Origin of the sequence: Lacticaseibacillus manihotivorans DSM 13343 = JCM 12514, assembly GCF_001435035.1 — a bacterium.
GTDB classification, from domain to species: Bacteria; Bacillota; Bacilli; order Lactobacillales; family Lactobacillaceae; genus Lacticaseibacillus; species Lacticaseibacillus manihotivorans.
Map to the genome: position 1 here is coordinate 1 of NZ_AZEU01000217.1, position 21,411 is coordinate 21,411.

A 21,411-nucleotide genomic window follows, 5' to 3' on the forward strand; every position below is an offset into this window, starting at 1 on the left:
ATAATCATCAGATGAATTATTGTATTTCATCTGACAACCATAAAGGGATTATGGCAAATTTCACGATTCGACTTTTTTCATGGTTAAGTTTTATCGATAATCGATGAATAATTATTGATTATCGATAAATTAGCCGCTATACTACTTTCGAGGTGAAAACAATGAAGTTGAAAATCTGGAGTTTAAAAATCATGTTGGGCTTAGCCGGATTGGTGATCGGGGTGTTTGCGTTGATGCTGTTTTGGCGTCTGCCCCGCGGGCTCACAGTCGCTTATCATCAAGCAGGAACGGCATGGTTGATGACCATTGGCATTTATGTGGCTGTCGTCTGTTTTTTTGGCGCCATTGTGTTTGCCTGGCATTTGTTGAAACGGGTGAAAACTGACACTGCGTTTTCTTGGTTAGCCGTTAGGAACCTGCGCCAATTGAAATGGGCCACTACTGGCATGTTTATTGGTTTAATCGGGATCATGCCGGAGTTTTATGTGATCACGCAATTCGAAGACGCGCCAGGATTGTGCTTGATTGGTAGTGGCATCGTTGCCTTGCCATTGATGGTGACCATTTTCTTAGCGATATTACAAGCATTGTGGACCAAGGCGTTGAACTACAAAGTCGAAAATGACTTAACGATTTAGGAGGGCGCGATGATCGAGATTGATTTAGACCAATTGCTGTTAGATCGTGGGATGTCGTTGACGCAGTTGGCAGAGGTAGTGGGGATGACCATGGCGAATTTATCGATTTTAAAAACCGGTAAAGCCAAGGCAATTCGCTTTTCGACCTTGTGTAAGTTGTGCGAAGCCTTGCATTGTCAGCCAGGTGACTTATTGAAGTATCAGCCAAGTTGACGGAATTCATAATCATTTGTTATGCTTAATATAAATAATCTGTGAGGTGACCTATGCAAAAATTGACCCAACATCCAATGATTCGCGGCGGCTTTATGCTGGTGGCATTAGCTTTGATCGTCGTCAGCATCAACTTTTTTTATGCCCCACACGGCGTTGCAGCCGGTGGCGCCACTGGGATCGCGATTTTAACGCAAGAGGCGTTTGGCGTGCCATTAGGCTTGACGACATTGATCGTCAATGTGCTGATGTTAGTGCTGGCGTGGGTGTTTTTAGACCGCGCCACGACCAAGCGTATTTTGATCGGGAGTCTGTTGTTACCAGCGATGCTCGCCGTGATGCCACAAGTCAAAATTGTTGAAGATCGCTTATTAGCGGTGATCGTTGGGAGTGTCATTTTTGCCGTAGGGGTCGCAATCAACTATCGCATCGATGCATCCAGTGGTGGAACCACGGTGCCGCCGATGTTGATGCAAAAATATTTTCATATTAAACCAGCGATCGGCTTGTTCGTCGTCGATTTGGTGGTATGCTTCTTCAACATCTTTGTCTCAGGTATTGAAGCGTTCGTCTTAGCCATCTTTGCCATCAGTTTAACCGGTTTGGTGATGAATTATGTGGAAACAGGGTTGGATCGCAAAAAGGCCGTTTACGTGATGACGCCAGAAATCGATGCCATGAAGCAAATGCTCGACGAAACGCCAGAACATGGGTTGACGGTGCAACCGGTGATCGGCGGACATTCTGGTAAATCCAGCGAAATGTTGATGGTGGTCGTTGATCAACAGGACTTCCATGCGACTGTTGAACGCATTCGTGAAATCGACCCAAACGCCTTCATCTTAGCTGTAGAAGCCACCGAAGTGCATGGTGGCTGGTTGCGTTAAAGCCATCGTCGTAAGGGTTTCATGATGCCGGACATCAATGGCATATAAAAACCCCGATTCGCATGTCGCGAATCGGGGTTCATTTTTTGCTTTAGTCGACTGGGTAGATCCAGCCTTCTGGGGCTTCGACATCGCCGAATTGGATGCCAGTGAGTTCGTTGTAGATCTTTTCGGTCAATTCACCAGTTTGGCCATCGCCGAAGGTATGCACATCGTCACCGTATGTGATGCTGGAAATTGGGGTGATGACAGCGGCAGTCCCGCAGGCGCCAGCTTCGGAGAATTCGTCTAAATCGTGGATGGAGATCTTAGTTTCTTCCGTTTCCAATCCGAAGCGTTCTTTAGCAATTTGCAAAATGGAATACTTGGTGATGGAAGGCAAAATGGAAGGGGACTTTGGCGTCAAGAGACGCTTTTTGTCAGTGGTGATGCCAAAGAAGTTCGCAGAACCGACTTCTTCAATGGTTTCATGGTTGATTGGATCCAAGTAGATCGCATCGCCATAGCCATGTTCATGGGCATACTTGCCGGCTTGCAAACTAGCCGCATAGTTCCCACCAACTTTAGAACCACCAGTACCAAAGTGAGCGGCACGGTCAAAGGAGTCTGCCACGATGAACTTAGTTGGCACCATGCCGCCTTTGAAGTAAGGGCCGACAGGTTGCGCGAAGATCAAGAACATGTATTCTTTGGCAGGGGAAACACCGATGTTAGGTCCGATCCCGATGAGAATTGGGCGTAAGTACAAAGTAGCGCCAGTGCCATAAGGTGGCACATAGTCTTCATTGGCTTTAGTGACTTGCTTGGCCGCGTCGATAAACTTGTCGATCGGCACTTCTGGCATCAACAACTTGTCAGCGGAGTTTTGCAAACGCGCCGCGTTGCGGTCTGGCCGGAACAATTGGACTTTGCCTGACTTGGTGCGATAAGCCTTCAAGCCTTCAAAAGCGCCTTGGCCGTAGTGCAAAATTGGTGAACCTTCGTTAATGGTGATGTTGGCATCTTCTGACAACTTGCCGTCATCCCATTGGCCATCTTTCCAATATGAAACGTAACGATATGGCAGGTTCATGTAGTCGAATCCGAGTTTATCCCAATCAATATTTACTGTCATGTAGAAGTCCTCTTTCCTGTATGTCACATTAACATTAGACAAATATTAAAATATAGTGAGGAAAAAAGCAAGCCTATTTCTGAAATTAATGCTGAAAGTTTCAGAAATTGTCGGGTTTGGGCTTTTTGCCTCAAAACGGTTGTGACACGATTCAATTGTAAGTTCTCATAAAAATCTGAATATTTTCTGTGCAAAAATGCCCTTTTTCGTCGAAAATCGGGTACACTATGAATGAATAGATATCTCAACAAGTGGAGGAAGGAAATGGCAGAGCATTATTCCGCAGCGCAACAAGAGGCGCTTGAAGAGTTTCAATCAGATATTGGACACCTTAACGCGCTATCCAACGAAAATCGCCAACGATTGTTGATGATCCTGGGATCGGCCAAGGATTCTCAAGGCCTCAAGGTGAATGATCTCGCTGAAGCCATTGGGTTATCCCAACCGGCAACATCGCATCATCTCAAAGCCTTAAAGGATATCGGCATGGTCGCTTCTCATCAAGAAGGTAATATTGTCTATTACTATTTGACCTTAGATGACACCATCGCCCGGCTTGAACGGCTGACTGCCGCGTTGAAGCGACGCAACTCAACAACCGCGAACTAATCTTTGATAAAAAGTCGTGCTTTAAACATACTGACTGAAAATAAATAAAAACCCGTCGAAAAATTTATTTCGACGGGTTTTTATTTTTACATCACTTGCCCAATGCCATAGTGAATGGCCATGGTGATGATGCCGATGATCACATTGCGGATCACAGCAGTTTTGACTAAGCCATCGCCAAACTTCGCAGAGAGATAACCGGTTAAGCAACTGGATGCGACGACGGCTGCGATCGTGCCTGGCCAAGCCCATACGCCTGGCAAGAAGGTCATTGCGACCAAAGGGAAGATCCCACCGCTGGCTGCTGACACCAAGCTAGAGAAGGCGGCGTCCCAAGGGTTCATATAATGTCCTTGTTTGAGTTGGTACTTCACATCGATCACCGTGCCGAGTGCATCTTTGGCCATCAGTTCTGCGGCGATCTTTTCGGCAGTGAGCGTGGAAACTCCGCGATCCACGTAATGTTGAACGACCGCTTTGAGTTCGCTAGCATAATCTGTCTTCAATAATTCGGCTTCCGTTGCAACGACTGCCGTTTCGGTATCTTTTTGCGAAGAGACACTGGCATATTCGCCACTGGCCATGGAGAAGGCACAAGCCAGCAAGTCAGCTAAACCCGCGATAAAAATCGTGAAGTGATTCGTAGTGGCGGCAGCGACGGAGAAAAGTACGCCAACCACGGTCAAAATGCCATCATTCGCGCCTAAAACGCCGGCACGCAAGGTATTGGCGCGTTCAGCCATCGTCTGTTTGGGGTGACGCTTTTTTAACGTGAGAGTTTTCATATGCGTCCACCTCCTAGTGAGCAAATAAGGATCCGGTCAAGTAGGTGACGGCCATGGTTAAGATGCCAGACACCACATTGCGCAACATCGCCTTGCCTCGATTGGCATTGCCTAACGCCGCAGCAGTGTAGCCGGTGATCGATAACGCAATGATCACCGCGATCACGGTCGCGATCACGCGAATGTCCGTTGGCAAAAAGGTGATGGCAACCAGTGGCAAAATCGATCCCAGTGGAAATGAGATCATTGATGCCATCGCCGCAGAAATGGCACTGGTTTTAACGTGCGGATCAAAGCCGTAGCGTTCACGCACCCCAACGTTGACCGGATCTTTGGTCATCATTTCTTGGGCGGCTTGGGCCGCTAACGCACTGGAAATACCAGTTTGTTCATATTTGTGTTGGATGAAGTCAAGTTCGCCTTGATAATCATCATCTAAGGCACGTGATTCTTTGATCACGGCATTTTTTTCAGAATCACGCTGGGTGTTCACCGACACATATTCGCCCATCGCCATGGACACTGTGCCGGCTAACATCCCGGACAACCCTGAAAGTAAAATTGCATAACTATTGCTGGTCGCACCTGCGACCCCAATGACGATCCCTGCAACACTAAGGATCCCGTCATTTGCCCCCATAACGCTGGCCCGCATCACATTGATCTTTTCTGCTAAGCTCATGTGTGGCCTCCAAATAAATAATAATCATTCTAAACAACGTGAATATTATAAGGCAAGGATTTTTAAAAGTAAAGTCAGGTCATCACAATTTTTGGACGGCCTTAAACACTTCGACTTTACGCCATTTAGAAGCCGATAACAAGGCAGATACGACCCAAACGCCCACAATTGATTTCACTGAGCGATTGTTCAAAACTATCTCGATAATTGTTCTAATCTAGATGATATAGTTTTGCTATCTGGCAGCATCAGGGTTTACTGTCGCCACCAGGCGTCAGTGGTCTGGCTGCATTCCGGAACTGAAATCATCTCTCGTGGCCGGCCGGATCCAGAAATCGGCACAAACCGCCGATGTTCTTCCACCTAAATTTCGAGCCAAGAAAATCGCTTGTCTTGAAATTTACCGGAAATAATAGCCGAGCCAGGAGCCCGCTGTCTCAACTATTATTTCTGCCACGTTCGATGATTTCAGTTCCTCCACTACGCCAGACCACTGGCACCTGATGGTTACGAAACGTATGGTGTCGACGTTTATAGCGCATTCGATATGATTACGATGTCTCATCATCACCGCGTTTGATTGGTATGATAGTCAAACCACAAATTTCGGGCTGTTAGGCTATTGGTACAGCTAACTGGAAGTTTAAACCACACTTACGATGTGAACAGCGTGAAGCACCAATTGACAAACCCAACACTTATGCTAGACTGAATGTAACTTTGGACTGCGCGAGAAAACCTCCCTAGGTGAGGACAAAGAGAGTTGACGAATTGCTGGAAGTCAACAAGCTTGGGCACGGGACTTACCTCGACAATTTGCAGTCACGGGCGATGCCGTTAACCATTAGTGAGTGATAAATCAGGGTGGTACCGCGGACTATTCGCCTCTGGACAAGATTTTTTGTTCAGGGCTATTTTTTTTGCATAAAATTAGGAGGCTATCATGGCAAAGAACATTTTAGACGAACTGGCTTGGCGCGGTGCGTTAAACCAATTAACAGATGAAGAAGGGCTGCGCAAGCTCACTGAAGAAAAGCAGGTCGGCATTTATGTTGGCACTGATCCAACCGGCGATTCTTTACACGTTGGGCATTTGATCCCGTTCATGATGCTTAAGCGTTTCCAGCTGATGGGCCACAAACCGGTGATTGTGATCGGTGGCGGGACTGGCTCGATCGGCGATCCCTCTGGGCGTAACTCAGAACGCGTGTTACAAACCATGGACACCATCGCTGAAAACAAAGCGAAGTTGACCAAGCAAATGGAAAAACTCTTTGGGCGCGACAACTTCCGCATCGTCGATAACTACACGTGGTTGTCCAAGCTGTCCATGTTGGACTTTTTGCGTGACTTTGGGAAGTTGTTCCCAGTCAACCAAATGCTGGCCAAAGAAGTCGTGGCTTCGCGTTTGGAAAAAGGGATCTCTTACACCGAATTTACTTACCAAATTCTGCAATCGATCGACTTTTTACATCTATATCAGCATGAAGATGTGCAAGTCCAACTCGGTGGTGCGGATCAATGGGGCAATATCACTGCTGGGATCGATTTGATCCATAAAATTGAAGGCGCCGATGCCAAAGCTTACGGTTTGACCAACCCCTTGATGCTCAAAGCGGACGGCACCAAGTTTGGGAAGTCTGCTGGTGGCGCGGTTTACTTGGATCCTGAAAAAACCAGTCCATACGAATTCTACCAATTCTGGTTCAACCAAGATGACCATGATGTTGAGAAATTCTTGAAGTTCTTTACGTTCTTATCTCAAGACCAAATTGCAGACCTCGTGAAGCAATCTGCTGAGGCGCCAGAAAAGCGCATCGGCCAACGCCGCTTAGCCCAAGAAGTCACCAAGTTCGTCCATGGGGATGAAGCCGTTAAAGAAGCGGAAGCCATTTCGGCCGCATTATTCTCTGGTAATGTGCAAGACTTGACGGCGAGTGAAATTGAACAAGGTTTCAAACAATTTCCAACGGCTGATGCCACTAGCGCCCCAGAAAACATTGTGACTTGGTTAGTCGATACCACTAAGATCGAGTCTTCCCGCCGTCAAGCGCGTGAAGATATTACCAATGGTGCGATTTCGATCAATGGCGAAAAACAACGCGATTTAGATTTTGAAATCGATCCCCAAAGTCATTTTGATGGAAAATTTGTTATTGTAAAACGCGGAAAAAAGAAATACTTCTTGGTCCGCATTCATTAAAACCTTGATAAATAGACCTTTTACGAGGCCTATTTTTTTCGCTAACATTACGAAGCGACTTGGAAATGTTTGTCGATAGTAATTGACTTGTAATGGTTGTGTAACGTTGAAACGTTAATCTTAGTACCAGTGATTAACGAAAAAAGGGTGGCAAATACATAATGAAGTTACAAACAATCTTAACAACCATGGTAACCGCAGTAACCTTGACAGCATTCGCTGCAACCACAATGCCTGTATCCGCGGCTAGCGACACCCAAACTCAAATTTCTTCCAACCAAAGCGCAACTGACAAGTTGGTTGCCCAATTGGCCGCAGCCAACACGGAAGTCATCAACTTACAAAACCAAATCAATGATAAGAACACGGCCATCAAAGATGCCCAAACTAAAATCACTGACACTGAAGCTAAGATCAAAGAATTAGCTGGTGAAGTGACGAAGACTGAAGCAGAACTTTCTGCGCGTAAAGACGTTTTAAAGAAACAATTGATTTCTTTACAAAAACAAACTGGCGACTCTGTCACTGGTAACGTCTATGTCGACTTTGCTTTGAACTCCAAAGACTTGTCCGACTTGATCTCTCGTGCTTCCACGGTGAACAAGTTAAACCAAGCCAACAAGGATGCCTTAGCAGCCGTTAACGATGCCAAGGCGAAGTTAACTGATTTACAAAACGAACAAGTCGCAAAGAAGCAAGACTTAGTCGACACCAAAGCTTCCTTGGAATCTGACAAGGCTTCTCTGGTTAACTTGAAGTCCGCAGCTGACACCAAGTCCGATGCGTTGAATAAGAAGATCGCTGCGAACAAAGATGTCTTAGTTGCCTTACAAGACAAGGCTGCTAAAGAAGACGCTGCTGCTAAAGCATCCTTAGCTAAGCTTAGCGCTGCTGCGACTACTGCAACGACGACTAAGAGCACCACTAAAGCCGCAACGAAGTCTACCACAAGCACTTCCAGCTCTGTTGCAACGAAGACGCCAGCTGCTTCAACTGGTAGCACTTCTAACAGTGGTTCTTCTATCAATGTTTCTGGCGGTACGCAAACTTCTTCTGATTCTGCTGGTAACGCCTATGCTTACGGCCAATGCACTTGGTACGTGAAGTCTGTGGCACCTTGGGCTGGCAACCACTGGGGCAATGGTGGTCAATGGGGCGCTTCAGCCGCTGCTGAAGGGTTCACGGTTAACAACACACCATCTGTTGGTTCTATCGTCGTTGTCGCTGGTGGTCAAAACTTTGGCGGTTGGACTGCAGCTGCTGGTTATGGTCACGTGGCTTATGTTGTCGGTGTTTCTGGCAACTCCATCACCGTTCAACAAGGCGGCATGGGCTTCTCCAATCCAGGTGGTCCTAACACCCAAACTGTTTCCGGTGCTTCTAGCTTCACTTACATCCACCGTTAATCAAATGATGCGATCGAGAATATTTCTCGATCGCTTTTTTTGTTTTGTAGTGATACCGCATTCAACCGTTAACTGTGACGACATATTTCTGTAACACTGGTTTGTTACACTGTTCTCGACAATTGCTTAGAGGAGCGAATAAATCCATGACATCGATCAAAACTGTAACCGCAATCGCATTTGCAACCATTTTGACCACTCTCGGGGTAGGGACACACACGGTTAACGCCGCAGAAAGCACCGCGAGCTTACAAGCCCAATTACAAGAAGCGCAAAATAGCGTCGCGAAGTTGAACGAACAAGCTTCAGCCAAAGCAGTGGCGATCCAAGACGCTCAAGCGAACATCAAAGATGCAACGGCTAAGATCAATACATATAATGTTAAAATTACCAAAGCCCAAGCTGAAGTCAACAAGCGCACTGCCAACATGAAGGCGCAATTGCGTTCACTGCAAAAAGAAGCGGGCAATTCCGTTACCGGTAACGTTTATTTCGACTTCATCTTAAACGCGAAAAACTTAAACGATGTGGTATCGCGTTCCTTCACTGTTGGCAAGCTCAATGAAGCCAACCAACAAGCCCTTGAAGATGTCCAAACTGCTGCCAAAGACTTGGCCGACGTCAAGCAAGCAGCGGTCGATAACAAAGCGAAGTTAGTGGCCAATGAGGCCAAACTTGAAAAAGATCAAGATGCCTTGAAGACCTTATCCGTTCAAGCTTCTGCTAAACAAGCGGAGCTTCAAAAGAAAATCAACGATAACCAAGCGGCAGTGAAAAAGTTGCAAGGTGATATCGCCAAAGCCAATGCCGAAGCTAAGGCAAAAGCCCAAGCTGCAACCACAACCAAAACTACTGCAAAAACCACAAACACGATTCAAGCGGCCACTAAGCCTGCTGCCGTTGCCCAAACGACAACCACTTCAGGCGCTTCTGGCAGTTTAGCTGGTGCGATCGGGACTGCCTTAGCCCAAATCGGAGTTCCTTATGTTTGGGGCGGTTCCACGCCTGCTGGGTTTGACTGCTCAGGGTTGACCAGTTATGCCGCTGCCAGTGTTGGCATCAGCCTACCACGGACTGCCGCTGCGCAATCTACTTTAGGCCACAGCGTTTCCTTATCCGCCTTACAACCTGGTGACTTACTGTTTTGGGGTGGCGTTGGTTCTGCTTATCATGTGGCGCTTTACATCGGTGGTGGCAAGTATGTTCACGCCCCAACCGAAGGGCAAACTGTTACCACGCAAAGCATGGCTTACTACAGCCCAAGCTTCGCCCGGCGCCTGTAATCAATTGTCTATGAAACCGCGGGAAACCGCGGTTTTTTTAAACCATTTATTTGCTATAATATAGGAAAAGAGAAAAGAGGCGTTCGCGATGCAATATGGGATCATTGGAGCCAGTTATCAACAGGGAACTTTGGCTGTGTTTCACGCCGGAATCGATGAAGAACCGTTGCCTGATTTATTATCGGCGACCCAAAAGGCGTTGCGCCTTTTAGTTTCGGAATTAGCCGTCAGCAATCTCGCTGATATTCATCAATTACATGACACCATTGTCGACTTTTTACAAACTGGGAGTACTGATGTGCAAGCATTAGATGATGCCACTGGCGACACGTTGACCTTTGGAGAGTTCGGTGATGATCATTTCGTGTTCAATGTGATGGATCAAACCGAAAAATTCCAATTACACATTGAAGTCACGCCGATTGGAGGTCCTCATGGCGCATAGGCTTATCGTGATCACCGGGGCGACCGGGACAGGCAAAACCACGGTCAGTCGCTACTTGACGCAAACCTATAATATTCAGCGGGTGATGACGCACACCACGCGGCCCAAGCGGTTCAATGAAGTCGAAGGCATTGATTACGCCTTTGAAACACCTGAAAGCTTTGATCACAATCACTATATCGAAGACGTGACGTATGCTGGGTATCGTTATGGCAGTTCTTATGAATCCTTGTACGCGGCTTGGGACAAACACAATTTTGCCAGCATTGTCTTAGACACTAAAGGCGCGATCACCTATGCACAAAAACTCGGTGTCGCCGTCAAAACGCTTTTCTTGACCATCGATGATCCGGCCATTTTAAAATCGCGGCTATTAGAACGCGGCGATGACCCGAAAATGGTCGAAGCCCGTTTGGAAAGTCCTGAATATCAACGTGATTTAGTGTTGCCAGCGGAGTTAAAGGCTAGCGCTACGGTGATCGCCAATGATAATTGGGAACAAGCAGAAGCCCAAATTGACCAATTTATGAAAGCTTTGGCCAAAGAGGTCGCTGGTTTTTAGTTAGTAACTGTGTTAATATGAGTTAATCGTAATGGACAGTCAGTGAAAGGATGGGAACATGTCAAAATCTGCGATCGCCATTGAGCGAATGAAACAAAGTGGGATGCGCGTGACCAAACAGCGTCGCGATCTCGTGGCGTATTTGGAGCGGCATTCAGACAGTTATGTGACCGTCACCAGCCTTGATGCGTACATGCGCAGTCAATATCCTGGCCTTTCACATGACACCATTTACCGCAACGTGAAGGCCTTTGAAGAACTTGGGATCTTAGAGCATGAGGTGCAAGATGAGCAAGCCATTGTCAAAATGCAATGTGACTACCAACATCCGCATCACCATCACTTCATTTGTACTAACTGCCACCGCGCGCAGGAGTTGCAAATGTGTCCTTTAGGTTTCTTCGAAGATCAAGTCCCAGGTGCTAAAATTGCCAGTCACAACTTTGAGTTGTATGGTTTATGTGCCGACTGTGCCAAAAAATTGGCCAAGTAAATTCAAGCGGTCGCGTCGTTGCGCGGCCGTTTTGCGTTCTCTGATAACGTGCGCTGTCCAGGCAACTACGTTTCAGTGCTTTGAAATTGGGACTCCAGCTGGCTCGTCGCTACATAGTGAGGGTCCTCGGGGAAGCTAACTTGATTCACTCGCTACGCTCCTGAACCAAGTGGATCTTCCCCTGCGGCTTTCCGTAAGCGGTAAACCGCTAACGGAAATCTCACTATGTATCGGCGGCCAGCTTCCGTCCCAATTTCAAATCACTTCCACTACGTTAGGCCACTGGCACCGATGGCTACGAAACGCGCCATGTCGATGCTGTACGATGATAAATGTGATGAATGACCTAGTCACGTGAGCGTGTTTCATCTGTAAGCTAGCTATGTTATAGAAGAAAAGTTGTCGGTTCCCACAGCTTTTCGTGCCGGAGGCAATTATCACAGCTTACTAAAAGATTAAACTCACATTTACGTTACCTGGCAGCGCGATAAAGTGGTTTCTTTGCATATCCTTAAGGGTGTCGGCGGATGGTTTGCGGTACAATCAAGGCAGTAGTATTTTGAAAGGAGTCCGATTCATGGCTTACCGGACAGCGCCGCTACTTTCTCCAGCGGCTATCGTATCAATTATTATTTTGGTCAGTGGGTTCAACGTGATCAACACTACCGTCAATCCCAGTGCCAAACCAAAATCAGCGGCGTCGCAATCGGCTTTAGTGTCCAAACAAAAAGCTGCGACTGCAAGCACGACGAGTTCATCAAAACCTAGCAAACCAACATCATCATCCAGTTCTGATGACAATAAGAAACCAAGCGCATCCAGTTCCTCGGATGATACGCAGGACAATCAGCCGCAAACGGATCAGGCGTCATCTGCAAGTAGCGATACGACCACTGATAACACTGATGGTGGCAACAATACTGGTGATACCACTGATGACACGAAAGCCTCTTCCAGTTCCGCTTCGAGTGCTAGCTCTGCCAGCGACAAAACCACCACTGGCAATACCACCACGGACAACACGACTGGCGATACTGCCAACAGTAGTTCTACCACGACCACGACAACGAATTAGGAGGTTGACATGTTAACAGCACTGGATATTCTCAACCGCCTGTTGAGTTATTTCAATATTCAAGACAAAGCCAAAGGTAAGGCATTTACCGTTGTTGCCTTCGTCGCCAATTTTTATTTGTTGTATACTGCGATCCAAGGCTTGCGCTATCCTGGCTATCGCCTTCAAGGCTTCTTGTTTTTGCTCGGGTTTCTTCTATTAGAATACTTTATCGTGTTGAATGCTTTTTACTATTATACGGACAAACAGTTGAAGTTTGATATTTCGCCAAAAGTGGAGAAGCTGCTCGGTGGTAATCAAGCGCAACTTAAAGCCGCAGAATCCAAGCTGACAAAAAACACCATGTCAGGGCCTGCCAGTGGTTTGTTCAAAGAAGAAAATATTTTACCGACTGCCATCAACATTGCGCCAGCCCAACAGCGCAACCTCGATAACTTGGTGAAGCATTTACAAGAAAATGGACATTTAGCCGCAAACTATTCAGGATTGGATGATCGCGCGATCATGCGAGTCGCTTCAAAAAGTCACCAACCCGTTTACGCGATCGGCAATTTAGTTGAACTGCCATTTTTTAAAGTCGTGCCTGAAGCTGGTGGCGTGACGGTTGTTGGTGGCGTCAATGCGTTGAATGTGCAACCCCTGGCGACAATCGTTTCAGTCGGCTTATTGCCGGTAAAGCAAGCACAAAAGCAGTATAAATTAGCTGCTGCTCATGTATATTTAACCGGTGGCCAAAGCAAGCTGATGGGCCGTCGTAGTTTGATCACCAAGGAAGAACCGTATAGCCTGACGGTTCAGTTGGCCTATACCTTACGTGACAATTCTCAAGTCTGAGGATTTTCGCTGGAATTAATGAATGAGAAATGATAAAATATTAATAATCACATAAGGACGCCATTGTGCGTCCTTTCTTGTTCTTAACCGAAAAAAGGAGGGATCAACCATGTCGATGATCGAATTCCACGATGTCGAGAAGTATTATGGTAAGTTCCATGCGTTAAAAGATATCAACCTCACTGTTGATCGTGGTGAAGTCGTCACCATTATCGGGCCATCAGGTTCCGGGAAAAGTACGTTGTTGCGCACGATCAATGGCTTGGAGCGGGTCCAATCCGGCCAACTGATCGTTAATGATTTTGATTTAGCCGATAAAAAGACCGATATGAATAAGATTCGCAAAAATGTCGGCATGGTGTTCCAGCATTTTAATTTGTATGCCAACAAAACTGTCATGCAAAATATTACGTTAGGCCCAACGTTGGTACTGAAGCGCAATAAAGATGAAGTGCATGAAGAAGCCTTAGCGTTGCTCGACCAAGTCGGCTTGCGCGATAAGGCGGATTCTTATCCATCTGCTTTGTCTGGTGGGCAAAAACAGCGGATCGCCATTGCCCGCTCTTTGGCCATGAAGCCCAAAGCCTTATTATTTGATGAACCGACGTCAGCGCTTGATCCTGAAACCATCGGGGATGTCTTAGACGTCATGAAAACCATCGCAGAAGGTGGCATGACGATGGTCGTGGTGACGCATGAAATGGGCTTTGCTCGCCATGTCGGCAACCGGATCGTGTTTATGGCAGATGGACAGATCTTAGAAGATGCCTCAGATGTCGGCGCCTTTTTCGATCATCCTAAAGAACCACGCGCGCAGGAGTTCTTGTCGAAGATCATCAACCATTAAGGAGGCGCGGGATGAAAAAACTGCATAATCTGATCGCCTTTATCGGGTTGTTGAGTGTGTTGTTGTTAGCCGGTTGCGGCAAGTCGATTGCGTCACAAGACGTGTTGCAACATGCCAAACAAACCAACACCATTGTTTGGGGCGTGAAAGCCGACACCCGCTTGTTTGGATTGATGAACACCAAATCTGGTAAAATCGAAGGCTTTGATATCGATATGGCCAAAGCCATCACCAAACAAATATTAGGTCCCAAAGGTAAAGCGGAGTTAGTGCAAGTGACTTCCGATACCCGAGTGCCGATGATCAAAGGTGGGAATATCGATGCCATTATCGCCACGATGACCATCACGCCAGATCGCCAGAAAGTCTTGAACTTCACCCAATCCTATTTCGCTGCTGGCCAATCGCTGTTAGTGAAAAAGGGCTCGCGCATTCACTCAGTCAAAGACTTGAAAAAAGGCGACAAAGTGATCGGGGTGCAAGGCTCAACGTCTGTCGACAACATTCAAAAAGCGGCGCCACAAGCCACGGTTTTACAATTGTCTGACTACGCGCAAGCCTTCACCGCGTTGAAATCTGGCCAAGGCGTCGCGGTCACCACTGATAACGGGATTCTTTATGGGATGTCTGAACAAGATCCGAACTATGTCGTCGTTGGTGGCACCTTCACCAAAGAGCCTTATGGGATCGCGTTGAACAAAGGGCAAACCAACATGACCAATGCGATGAATAAGGCCATCAACGCCTTGCGTAAAAATGGGACTTACGAAAAGCTGATCAACAAGTGGTTCGGCGATATTCCAGGCTTTGATATCAAGGAGGTGGAATAATGCTCAATATTTTAGTGAACAACTTTCCTGAGTTGATGTCAGGACTCGGTTACACCTTGATGAGTTCGTTGATCGCTTTAGTCGGCAGTTTGATCATTGGCACCGCCTTTGCGTTGATGGAAATTTCCACCCATCGCTGGGTATCAGTGATCGGCAATATTTATGTCGAAGTGGTGCGTAACATTCCGCTGTTGGTGATCACGATGGCGTTTTATGTGATCGTGCCGCAATACATCGCGCAAATCGACGGCTTCACCGCCGGGACCATCGGTTTGACGATTTATACCAGTGCCTTTATTGCTGAAACCGTCCGCGCTGGGATCCAGTCAGTGGCAGTCGGTCAAATGGAAGGCGCACGCTCTGTGGGGATGACGTATTCACAAGCGATGATTCAAATCATTTTCCCCCAAGCATTTAAAATCGTGATCCCACCGTTGGGTAACCAGTTCATCAACTTGGTGAAAAACTCCTCGATCCTTGCCTTTGTGGCTGGCTTTGATTTGATGTATCAAGGTAAGATCATTGCCAATGCGACGTTTAACACGTTCGATACCTATTTGGCGGTCGGGGTCTTGTACTTGATCTTGACGATGCCATTGTCTTATTTCATGCGCTACTTAGAGAAAAAATGGGCGGTTGCCTAAAGGAGGCTAAATCATGCAAAACTTTATTGATGCGTATTCACATGTCAATCTCGCTTATTTGCTGCAAGGCCTCGGGGTGACTTTGGAAGTCAGTTTGATCTCCATTGCCTTTAGTTTCTTGATCGGGACCCTGCTCGGTGTGGCGCGGTACATCAACGTGAAGATCTTCTCGGCAGTCGTCGGGTTTATCATCGATTTGATCCGGAACTTACCATTGTTGTTGATTTTGTTTTTCACGTACTTCGCACTGCCGAATATCGGCTTGCGTTTGCCGGTGATCCCAGCGTCGATCGTGGCGATGACCGTGTTTGAATCTGCAATGTTAGCTGAAATCGTGCGTTCTGGGATCAATGCGGTACCAGTGGGGCAAATGGAAGCCGCCCGCTCTAACGGGTTGACCTACACCCAAGCGATGGTGCATATCATTTTGCCACAAGCGTTTAAAGCCATGATCCCACCGATCGTGTCGCAGTTTATTTCCTTAGTCAAAGATACCAGCTTGGCGACGATCATCTTACTGCCTGAGTTGACCTACCACTCCCAGATCATTTATGGGCAAAACTCCAACTACATGATCCCAATGTTTGTGGCGTTGGCGGTATTGTATTTCGTGGTCAACTACGCGTTATCTTTGATTTCCAGATTGATCTCGCGGCGCTTGTCTTCAGGCGTGCGTTAATCAGTAAGCCTGTTAGGTATCGGCCTGGCAGGCTTTTTGCTTGCAACAAAATAGCGCCTCGATTGGAATCGAAGCGCCAAGATTCAGTCGTGATATTCAAACACCATTTCCGATGCAGTTGAGCGGCTTGGAGAAAACTGGTAATGGGGATGATCGAAGGCTTTGAGTTGTTCAGGTTGGGTGAGGCCATTCATGGCCGCATACCGGACCATCGACCCACGCGCAATTTTAGCTTGCGTGGCGCGGGTTTTGAACTTGCCATCCACCATGCGGCCGAAGGTGATATCAAGCATGGTTTCATCAGGCGTCAGGAATGGCCGAATCGCCTTGGCATATTCAACACTCGCTAAGTTGATCACCGGGCCTTGGGTGAAATCGAGCTGATCATGCAGGCGTGCGCCCCAGAATTCATAGAGATTCTTTGCGTTACCGACAGCTAGGCGACTGCCCATTTCCAAGCGATAAGGTACGATCCCGTCAAAAGGGCGTAATGCCCCATAAAACCCGGACAAAATGCGTAAATGCGCTTGGATATATTGTAAGGCAGATTCAGTAAATAAATCAGGCGCCATAGCTTGATATTGAATCCCGACAAATGCAATGATCGCAGGAGTTAGTGGGCCTTTTAAATTGAGCTGGGCGAGTTGTTGTTCGCTGGCGGCGGCGAGCCTGTCACTGCATTGCCAAAGCTTTTGGCGCTGAGCGGGGGTTAAGGCACGCAATGCCGTTAAGATCTCAGCAGTTTGCTTGAGATGCTCTGGTAAGGTTTCAGGTGCAAAGGTATCGACATCAACTTGCATTTTCTTAGCTGGGGCGATGATGAATTGCATAAACGACCTCCGTAAAAAATCCTGCCGCATGTTGACGACAGGACTGTGATTATTTGGTATGGGTGATTGGTGCTTGTTTTGGCGCAGTTTCTTCATCTGGGAAGGTCAACGCAAAAGTGGTGCCTTTGCCAAGTTCCGAGGTGACTTTGATCGTGCCACCATGCACCGTGACCAGTTGATGGACAATCGCTAAGCCTAAACCTGATTCGCCGTACTTGGTATTTTTCCGCGATGGGTCAGCTTTGTAGTAGCGTTCCCAAATGTTCTTCACTTGATCAGCGCTCATGCCGATCCCGGTGTCGCTGACCGATAGCTCGGTTTGATGATAACCGGTTTTGGCGGATAAAGTGATCGTACCATTTTGGGTGAACTGGATCGCGTTTTGAGTGATGTTAAACATCACTTGCACGAAGCGATCATGATCGGCGAACACTTCAACATCGTCGTCGGCCTGAATCACCAGCTTGTCGCCAGCATCATCAGCTTTCTTCTGCAGTTGGGTGACAATGTCATGCATCGCTTCTGAGGCGTTGAAGGTTTGTTTTTGCAGCATGATTTGATTGGTGCGGATCTTTTCATAATCCAGGTTCTCATTGACCAAGCGGATCAAGCGCTTGGTTTCTTTTTGCATGAGGGCGATCGAGTCACCTTTGGATTCTTCTGGGATCGCGTCATAAGCCAAACCTTCCAACAACCCGTTGATTGTGGTCAAAGGGGTGCGCATTTCATGAGCAGCATCAGCCATAAATTGCCGGCGGCGTTCTTCTTGGCGATGGATCTCAGCTTGTGAATCGCGCAAGGAGCCGACCATGTCTTGAAAGTCGTCAGCTAAAGCCGCGACTTCATCGTGACCTTTCTTGTCGAACTTCACTTCGACATCATAATCACCTTCAGCCACTTGGTGTGTTGCTTGGCGCAAGCGGTTGATGCGATTGACTTGGAAGCGTGCCAGAAAGTAAGAGACGATGATCGCCACTAACAGCGACAGTAAAAAGGCGACCACCAGATTCTTTTCGGTTTGTTGAATCGACGACTGAATGTTTTCCACTGGGGCAAACGCCGCAATGACAAACAGTAACTTCTGGCTCAAAAATACTGGCTTGTAGTAAATGGTCATGCGTTGTTGTTTGCCGTTTTGCGGGTTGGTGGCCAATTCTGGTAAGGCGACCGTGTTGCCTTTTTTGAGTTGTTTCCAATATTTAGACGCAATGGCTTGCGCCGCACCGCCGCCACCTGGCAAGTTCGGATAACGTGCGGTATTGGTGGCATCGTAGATCATGAAGTGGACGTTTTGTTTTGCTAGAATTTCTTCAGAGTTTTGAATGAACTGGCTGTTGATCAAATACGTGTTTTGATCCACGGCGCGATCTTTCAAGACGTCGGTATATTGTTCCAGCTGGTCAAAACTGTTTTGCCAAACGGTATTGGTGGTACTGCGGATAAACAGCACCGACACGATCGTCAGCGTCACGGCGATCACGCCGAAAAACGCCAACATTTGTTGATAAAGGAGTTTCATTTAGTATCCAATCCTGTGTCATCAAATTTGTAGCCGACACCCCAAACCGTTTGAATGATCTGTGGGCCGACTTTTTCGATTTTTTGACGAAGCTTTTTGATGTGGGCGTCAACGGTACGTTCATCACCGTAATATTCATAATCCCATACCAATTGGAGTAACTGTTCACGGGAAAAGACTTGCTTGGGGTTTTGCGCCAAGGTATGCAACAAGTCAAATTCCTTAGGCGTCAGGCCTTCAATGGCCACGCCATCTAAGTAAGCTTCACGCGTTTTGGTCGATAATTTGAAATGGCCAGTGACCACGTCGAAATCGCCGTTGTCTTGCGGTGTGTCATCAGTAGCTTCAGTTGGTGCGGTTTCAGCGCGACGGTGCAAGGCTTTGATCCGAGCCACCAAGGTGATCGGGGAGAAAGGCTTGGTGACATAATCATCCGCACCGAGTTCTAAGCCCAACACTTGATCGCTTTCGGTATCGCGCGCTGTCAACATGATCAACGGCACGCTGGTGGAAATCTTGCGGATCTCTTGGGCCACTTGCATGCCGTCCATTTTTGGTAAGTTCAAGTCCAAGGTAATGATGTCAAAATCGTCAGGTGTCTGTTTAAACGCCTCTAACCCAGATTCGCCATCATAAGCGTTGGTGACGTCCCATTGTTCTTTTTTAAAGAACATGTCCATCATTTGTGCAACACTTTCGTTATCTTCAATCATCAGAATTTTCATTTTTATCATCCTCGCATTTTGACTAATACAACGAGTTTACCAGCCGTGGCATAAAATCAGCTTAAACCCCGCGACCCTTGCATTCAGACTAGCACTCGGCGCCTAGTTTGACAATGAACCAAAGTCGCAGGTTTTGTGAATATTTGGTGCAATCTTGTCCGGCATCGATAGTGTGTTTTTAGTCTTCCAGTAGGCAATACCAATAGCCTAGCGGCACGAAAATTTGTGAACTCCAGCGTCTTGGCGCCACTGCGGAAAACTGGACAAGTTGCCGGTGCGGCCGGCTGCAGCTCTCGAACAAAAACCGTTCGAGGAGCTTTCGCCTAGATTTTGAACCAAAGAAAACCACTTTGTTTCAAAATCTGCCGGTAGAATCTGCGCGAACCGCCAAAAATCGGCGTTTCACTTGATTCTACTGCCACGGGCAATTGTCCAGTTTTCCTCCGTTTTGCCAAGCCACTTCCGTTCACAAATTTTCTCGGTTGATCTCACAAGCTTACAAATTAACAACGCTCACGTTGCGCCATCAATGATTATCTTGAATATGGTATCAACGTTGGCATATCGTGTTTCGTAGCAATCAGGTGCTAGTGGTACACGTAAGACCCGTGGAGGAACTGAAATCGTCGAACGTGGCAGAAATAATAGTTGAGACAGTGGGTTTCTGGCTCAGCTATTATTTCAGGCAAAACCAGAGACGTGGTTTTCGGCTCTGGTTTTAGGCGGAAGAACATCGGCGGTTTGTGCCGATTTCTGGAGCCGGCCGGCCACGAGAGATGATTTCAGTTCCGGAATGGGTCTGGAGTGCACCACCAGCGCCTGATGGCGGCATGAAACACTTACGATGCCGGACAGCGACAGTATTTGGAATCAAAAAGCCGGAGTATCAGCTCCGGCCTTCAATTATTCCACTGAGATCAAATTGACATCAGTGACGCCATGAGACTGCTTTAAAGCAGTGACTAATTCATCCAACGAACCAGATAAATTTGAGATGTCAAACGATACCACCACGCTGGCCCAATCATGGATCGGGATGTTTTGGTTGATGGTGATGATCGACGCATTCGCTTCTGACATGGTGTTGAGCACTTCTGACAAAATCCCGCGCTTATCATTGAGCATTAACGACAATACAGCTTTGCGTTGGGAAATGCCAGAATCTGGTAAGAAGACATAATCTTTATACTTATAATATGTGCCGCGGCTGATGCCAACTTTTTTGACGGCTTCAGACACTTGGCGGACTTGCCCGTTTTCAATTAAGGTCCGGGCTTCGATCACTTTGGCCACAACATCTGGCAAAATGGATCGGTCCACAATGTAATATTTATCCACACAGCAACCCCGCTTTCATATGGGCTTATTGTACCATGTTTCGTGAACAAGTGGACGCTAAAAGTAAGCGTTCACGCGAACTTCATCGAATCCTAATCTTTCGCTGGAGGTGAGGAGAATCGAACGCTTGGCCACTTTGACCATTTTTGACAAAGTGGTTGCGCAAATGCTAAACTATAGGAGCATACGGGGGTGTAATGGTCTCGACATTGGTGGCTCGCGCATGTGGTGCACGTCGGAGGGTCGGCTCCGTCAAGAACGCATACAGTTTATTAACTGCAAAAAACAACAATTCTTACGCTTTAGCTGCCTAATAACAGCTTAGCGTGATCGCCGTAGCTTCGCTCAAGGGTTACTCAGCGGTCTCAAACTAATTGAGCTACGACGTGTCCTGCCACCTGAGGGTCACGGAAGAGATAGTAGGTTAGTTCAATTGCGTTAGCCTTGATTCACGGCACGGCAGTTGGGCGAATTTCAAATAGTGGAACTAAACGTGTAGAGCCATGTGTAGTGGGGCTGATGGACAGGAGTTCGATTCTCCTCACCTCCATTTTAAATCCCGTTTGCTAGCCAAGATGCCTGATCAGGCGTTGAAGGCTTTTTATTTTGGCTTTTTTCAATCAAAACGCGCCTATCCAAATCATTTCGATTTGGGTAGGCGCGTTTGGGTTAGTGAGACCCGCGGTGATTAGATGCTTCATTCTCTCTCAAAAAAGTGGAAATTTGTCAACTGGTGTTGAAGGATAGTTTTTATCCCTTGAAGGCCTTCC

Annotated in this window: 23 protein-coding genes and 1 other RNA gene; 17 read left to right on the plus strand and 7 right to left on the minus strand. The window is 47.2% G+C overall.

All coding sequences use genetic code 11. The annotated features are described in order from the left end of the window. The first annotated feature begins 161 nt into the window (after positions 1-161). The 3 genes from FD01_RS11465 to FD01_RS11475 are packed head-to-tail and all read left to right on the plus strand — an operon-like array spanning position 162 to position 1,738. Positions 162-638: a DUF2975 domain-containing protein gene (locus FD01_RS11465; RefSeq protein ID WP_056964406.1), complete on the plus strand. Its 477-nt coding sequence runs from the start codon at positions 162-164 to the stop codon at positions 636-638. Between the two features lie 9 nt (positions 639-647). Next, on the plus strand, positions 648-851 hold the full coding sequence (locus FD01_RS11470; protein ID WP_054716919.1) for a helix-turn-helix domain-containing protein: 204 nt from the start codon (positions 648-650) through the stop codon (positions 849-851). Between the two features lie 53 nt (positions 852-904). After that, positions 905-1,738 carry a YitT family protein gene (locus FD01_RS11475; protein ID WP_056964409.1) on the plus strand — a complete coding sequence of 278 codons (834 nt, stop codon included), beginning with the start codon at positions 905-907 and terminating at the stop codon, positions 1,736-1,738. Positions 1,739-1,829: 91 nt separating this feature from the next. Here FD01_RS11475 and FD01_RS11480 read toward each other — a convergent pair whose 3' ends face one another. After that, positions 1,830-2,852: a branched-chain amino acid aminotransferase gene (locus tag FD01_RS11480; protein WP_056964411.1), complete on the minus strand. Its 1,023-nt coding sequence runs from the start codon at positions 2,850-2,852 to the stop codon at positions 1,830-1,832. A 264-nt stretch (positions 2,853-3,116) separates the two neighbouring features. Between FD01_RS11480 and FD01_RS11485 the strand changes: the two genes are divergently transcribed. Continuing rightward, the gene (locus tag FD01_RS11485; protein WP_054716916.1) at positions 3,117-3,461 is read left to right on the plus strand and encodes an ArsR/SmtB family transcription factor; all 345 of its coding nucleotides are present in this window, start codon (positions 3,117-3,119) and stop codon (positions 3,459-3,461) included. An 86-nt stretch (positions 3,462-3,547) separates the two neighbouring features. On the opposite strand, the gene FD01_RS11490 is transcribed toward FD01_RS11485, so the two are convergent. Together FD01_RS11490 and FD01_RS11495 are read right to left on the minus strand one after the other, a co-directional pair. Beyond that, positions 3,548-4,246 (minus strand): VIT1/CCC1 transporter family protein, encoded by a 699-nt coding sequence (locus FD01_RS11490; protein WP_054716911.1) that lies wholly within the window; start codon positions 4,244-4,246, stop codon positions 3,548-3,550. Positions 4,247-4,259: 13 nt separating this feature from the next. Further along, positions 4,260-4,928, minus strand: a complete 669-nt coding sequence (locus FD01_RS11495; RefSeq protein ID WP_054716910.1) for a VIT1/CCC1 transporter family protein — start codon at positions 4,926-4,928, stop codon at positions 4,260-4,262. A gap of 943 nt (positions 4,929-5,871) precedes the next feature. On the opposite strand from FD01_RS11495, the gene tyrS reads away from it, so the two are divergent. The 12 genes from tyrS to FD01_RS11555 all read left to right on the plus strand — a co-directional run bounded on the left by tyrS (position 5,872) and on the right by FD01_RS11555 (position 16,229). Further along, the gene (gene tyrS / locus FD01_RS11500; protein WP_056964413.1) at positions 5,872-7,131 is read left to right on the plus strand and encodes a tyrosine--tRNA ligase; all 1,260 of its coding nucleotides are present in this window, start codon (positions 5,872-5,874) and stop codon (positions 7,129-7,131) included. Between the two features lie 161 nt (positions 7,132-7,292). Continuing rightward, complete coding sequence (locus FD01_RS11505; protein ID WP_056964416.1) at positions 7,293-8,537, plus strand: CHAP domain-containing protein; 1,245 nt, start codon at positions 7,293-7,295, stop codon at positions 8,535-8,537. A 146-nt stretch (positions 8,538-8,683) separates the two neighbouring features. Then, complete coding sequence (locus tag FD01_RS11510) at positions 8,684-9,820, plus strand: C40 family peptidase (RefSeq protein WP_056964418.1); 1,137 nt, start codon at positions 8,684-8,686, stop codon at positions 9,818-9,820. 88 nt (positions 9,821-9,908) lie between these two features. After that, entirely contained in the window at positions 9,909-10,265 is a 357-nt protein-coding gene (locus FD01_RS11515) for a hypothetical protein (protein ID WP_054716898.1), read from the plus strand. Continuing rightward, positions 10,255-10,827, plus strand: a complete 573-nt coding sequence (locus FD01_RS11520; RefSeq protein ID WP_054716895.1) for a guanylate kinase — start codon at positions 10,255-10,257, stop codon at positions 10,825-10,827. Before FD01_RS11515 ends, FD01_RS11520 begins: the two co-directional genes overlap by 11 nt. Before the next feature lie 58 nt (positions 10,828-10,885). After that, positions 10,886-11,320: a Fur family transcriptional regulator gene (locus FD01_RS11525; RefSeq protein WP_056964420.1), complete on the plus strand. Its 435-nt coding sequence runs from the start codon at positions 10,886-10,888 to the stop codon at positions 11,318-11,320. 577 nt (positions 11,321-11,897) lie between these two features. Continuing rightward, the gene (locus FD01_RS11530; protein ID WP_054716891.1) at positions 11,898-12,395 is read left to right on the plus strand and encodes a hypothetical protein; all 498 of its coding nucleotides are present in this window, start codon (positions 11,898-11,900) and stop codon (positions 12,393-12,395) included. 9 nt (positions 12,396-12,404) lie between these two features. Next, a complete protein-coding gene (locus FD01_RS11535; RefSeq protein WP_056964422.1) occupies positions 12,405-13,229 on the plus strand; it encodes a DUF6681 family protein in 825 nt (274 codons plus the stop codon). 109 nt (positions 13,230-13,338) lie between these two features. Continuing rightward, a complete protein-coding gene (locus tag FD01_RS11540) occupies positions 13,339-14,076 on the plus strand; it encodes an amino acid ABC transporter ATP-binding protein (protein ID WP_054716884.1) in 738 nt (245 codons plus the stop codon). Positions 14,077-14,087: 11 nt separating this feature from the next. Next, positions 14,088-14,906: a transporter substrate-binding domain-containing protein gene (locus FD01_RS11545; RefSeq protein ID WP_056964424.1), complete on the plus strand. Its 819-nt coding sequence runs from the start codon at positions 14,088-14,090 to the stop codon at positions 14,904-14,906. After that, positions 14,906-15,550: an amino acid ABC transporter permease gene (locus tag FD01_RS11550; RefSeq protein WP_056964425.1), complete on the plus strand. Its 645-nt coding sequence runs from the start codon at positions 14,906-14,908 to the stop codon at positions 15,548-15,550. Before FD01_RS11545 ends, FD01_RS11550 begins: the two co-directional genes overlap by 1 nt. 13 nt (positions 15,551-15,563) lie before the next feature. Further along, complete coding sequence (locus FD01_RS11555) at positions 15,564-16,229, plus strand: amino acid ABC transporter permease (protein ID WP_056964427.1); 666 nt, start codon at positions 15,564-15,566, stop codon at positions 16,227-16,229. An 83-nt stretch (positions 16,230-16,312) separates the two neighbouring features. On the opposite strand, the gene yaaA is transcribed toward FD01_RS11555, so the two are convergent. The 4 genes from yaaA to FD01_RS11575 all read right to left on the minus strand — a co-directional run bounded on the left by yaaA (position 16,313) and on the right by FD01_RS11575 (position 20,641). Further along, positions 16,313-17,059, minus strand: coding sequence for a peroxide stress protein YaaA (gene yaaA, locus FD01_RS11560; protein WP_056964429.1), 747 nt, complete (start codon positions 17,057-17,059; stop codon positions 16,313-16,315). Between the two features lie 49 nt (positions 17,060-17,108). Beyond that, the gene (locus tag FD01_RS11565; protein ID WP_054716880.1) at positions 17,109-18,578 is read right to left on the minus strand and encodes a sensor histidine kinase; all 1,470 of its coding nucleotides are present in this window, start codon (positions 18,576-18,578) and stop codon (positions 17,109-17,111) included. Continuing rightward, on the minus strand, positions 18,575-19,303 hold the full coding sequence (locus tag FD01_RS11570) for a response regulator transcription factor (RefSeq protein ID WP_056964431.1): 729 nt from the start codon (positions 19,301-19,303) through the stop codon (positions 18,575-18,577). The genes FD01_RS11565 and FD01_RS11570 overlap by 4 nt, the downstream gene beginning before the upstream one ends. Before the next feature lie 903 nt (positions 19,304-20,206). After that, on the minus strand, positions 20,207-20,641 hold the full coding sequence (locus tag FD01_RS11575; RefSeq protein WP_054716877.1) for an ACT domain-containing protein: 435 nt from the start codon (positions 20,639-20,641) through the stop codon (positions 20,207-20,209). A gap of 188 nt (positions 20,642-20,829) precedes the next feature. On the opposite strand from FD01_RS11575, the gene ssrA reads away from it, so the two are divergent. Beyond that, positions 20,830-21,194, plus strand: a transfer-messenger RNA (tmRNA) gene (gene ssrA, locus FD01_RS15825). Positions 21,195-21,411 lie beyond the last annotated feature (217 nt).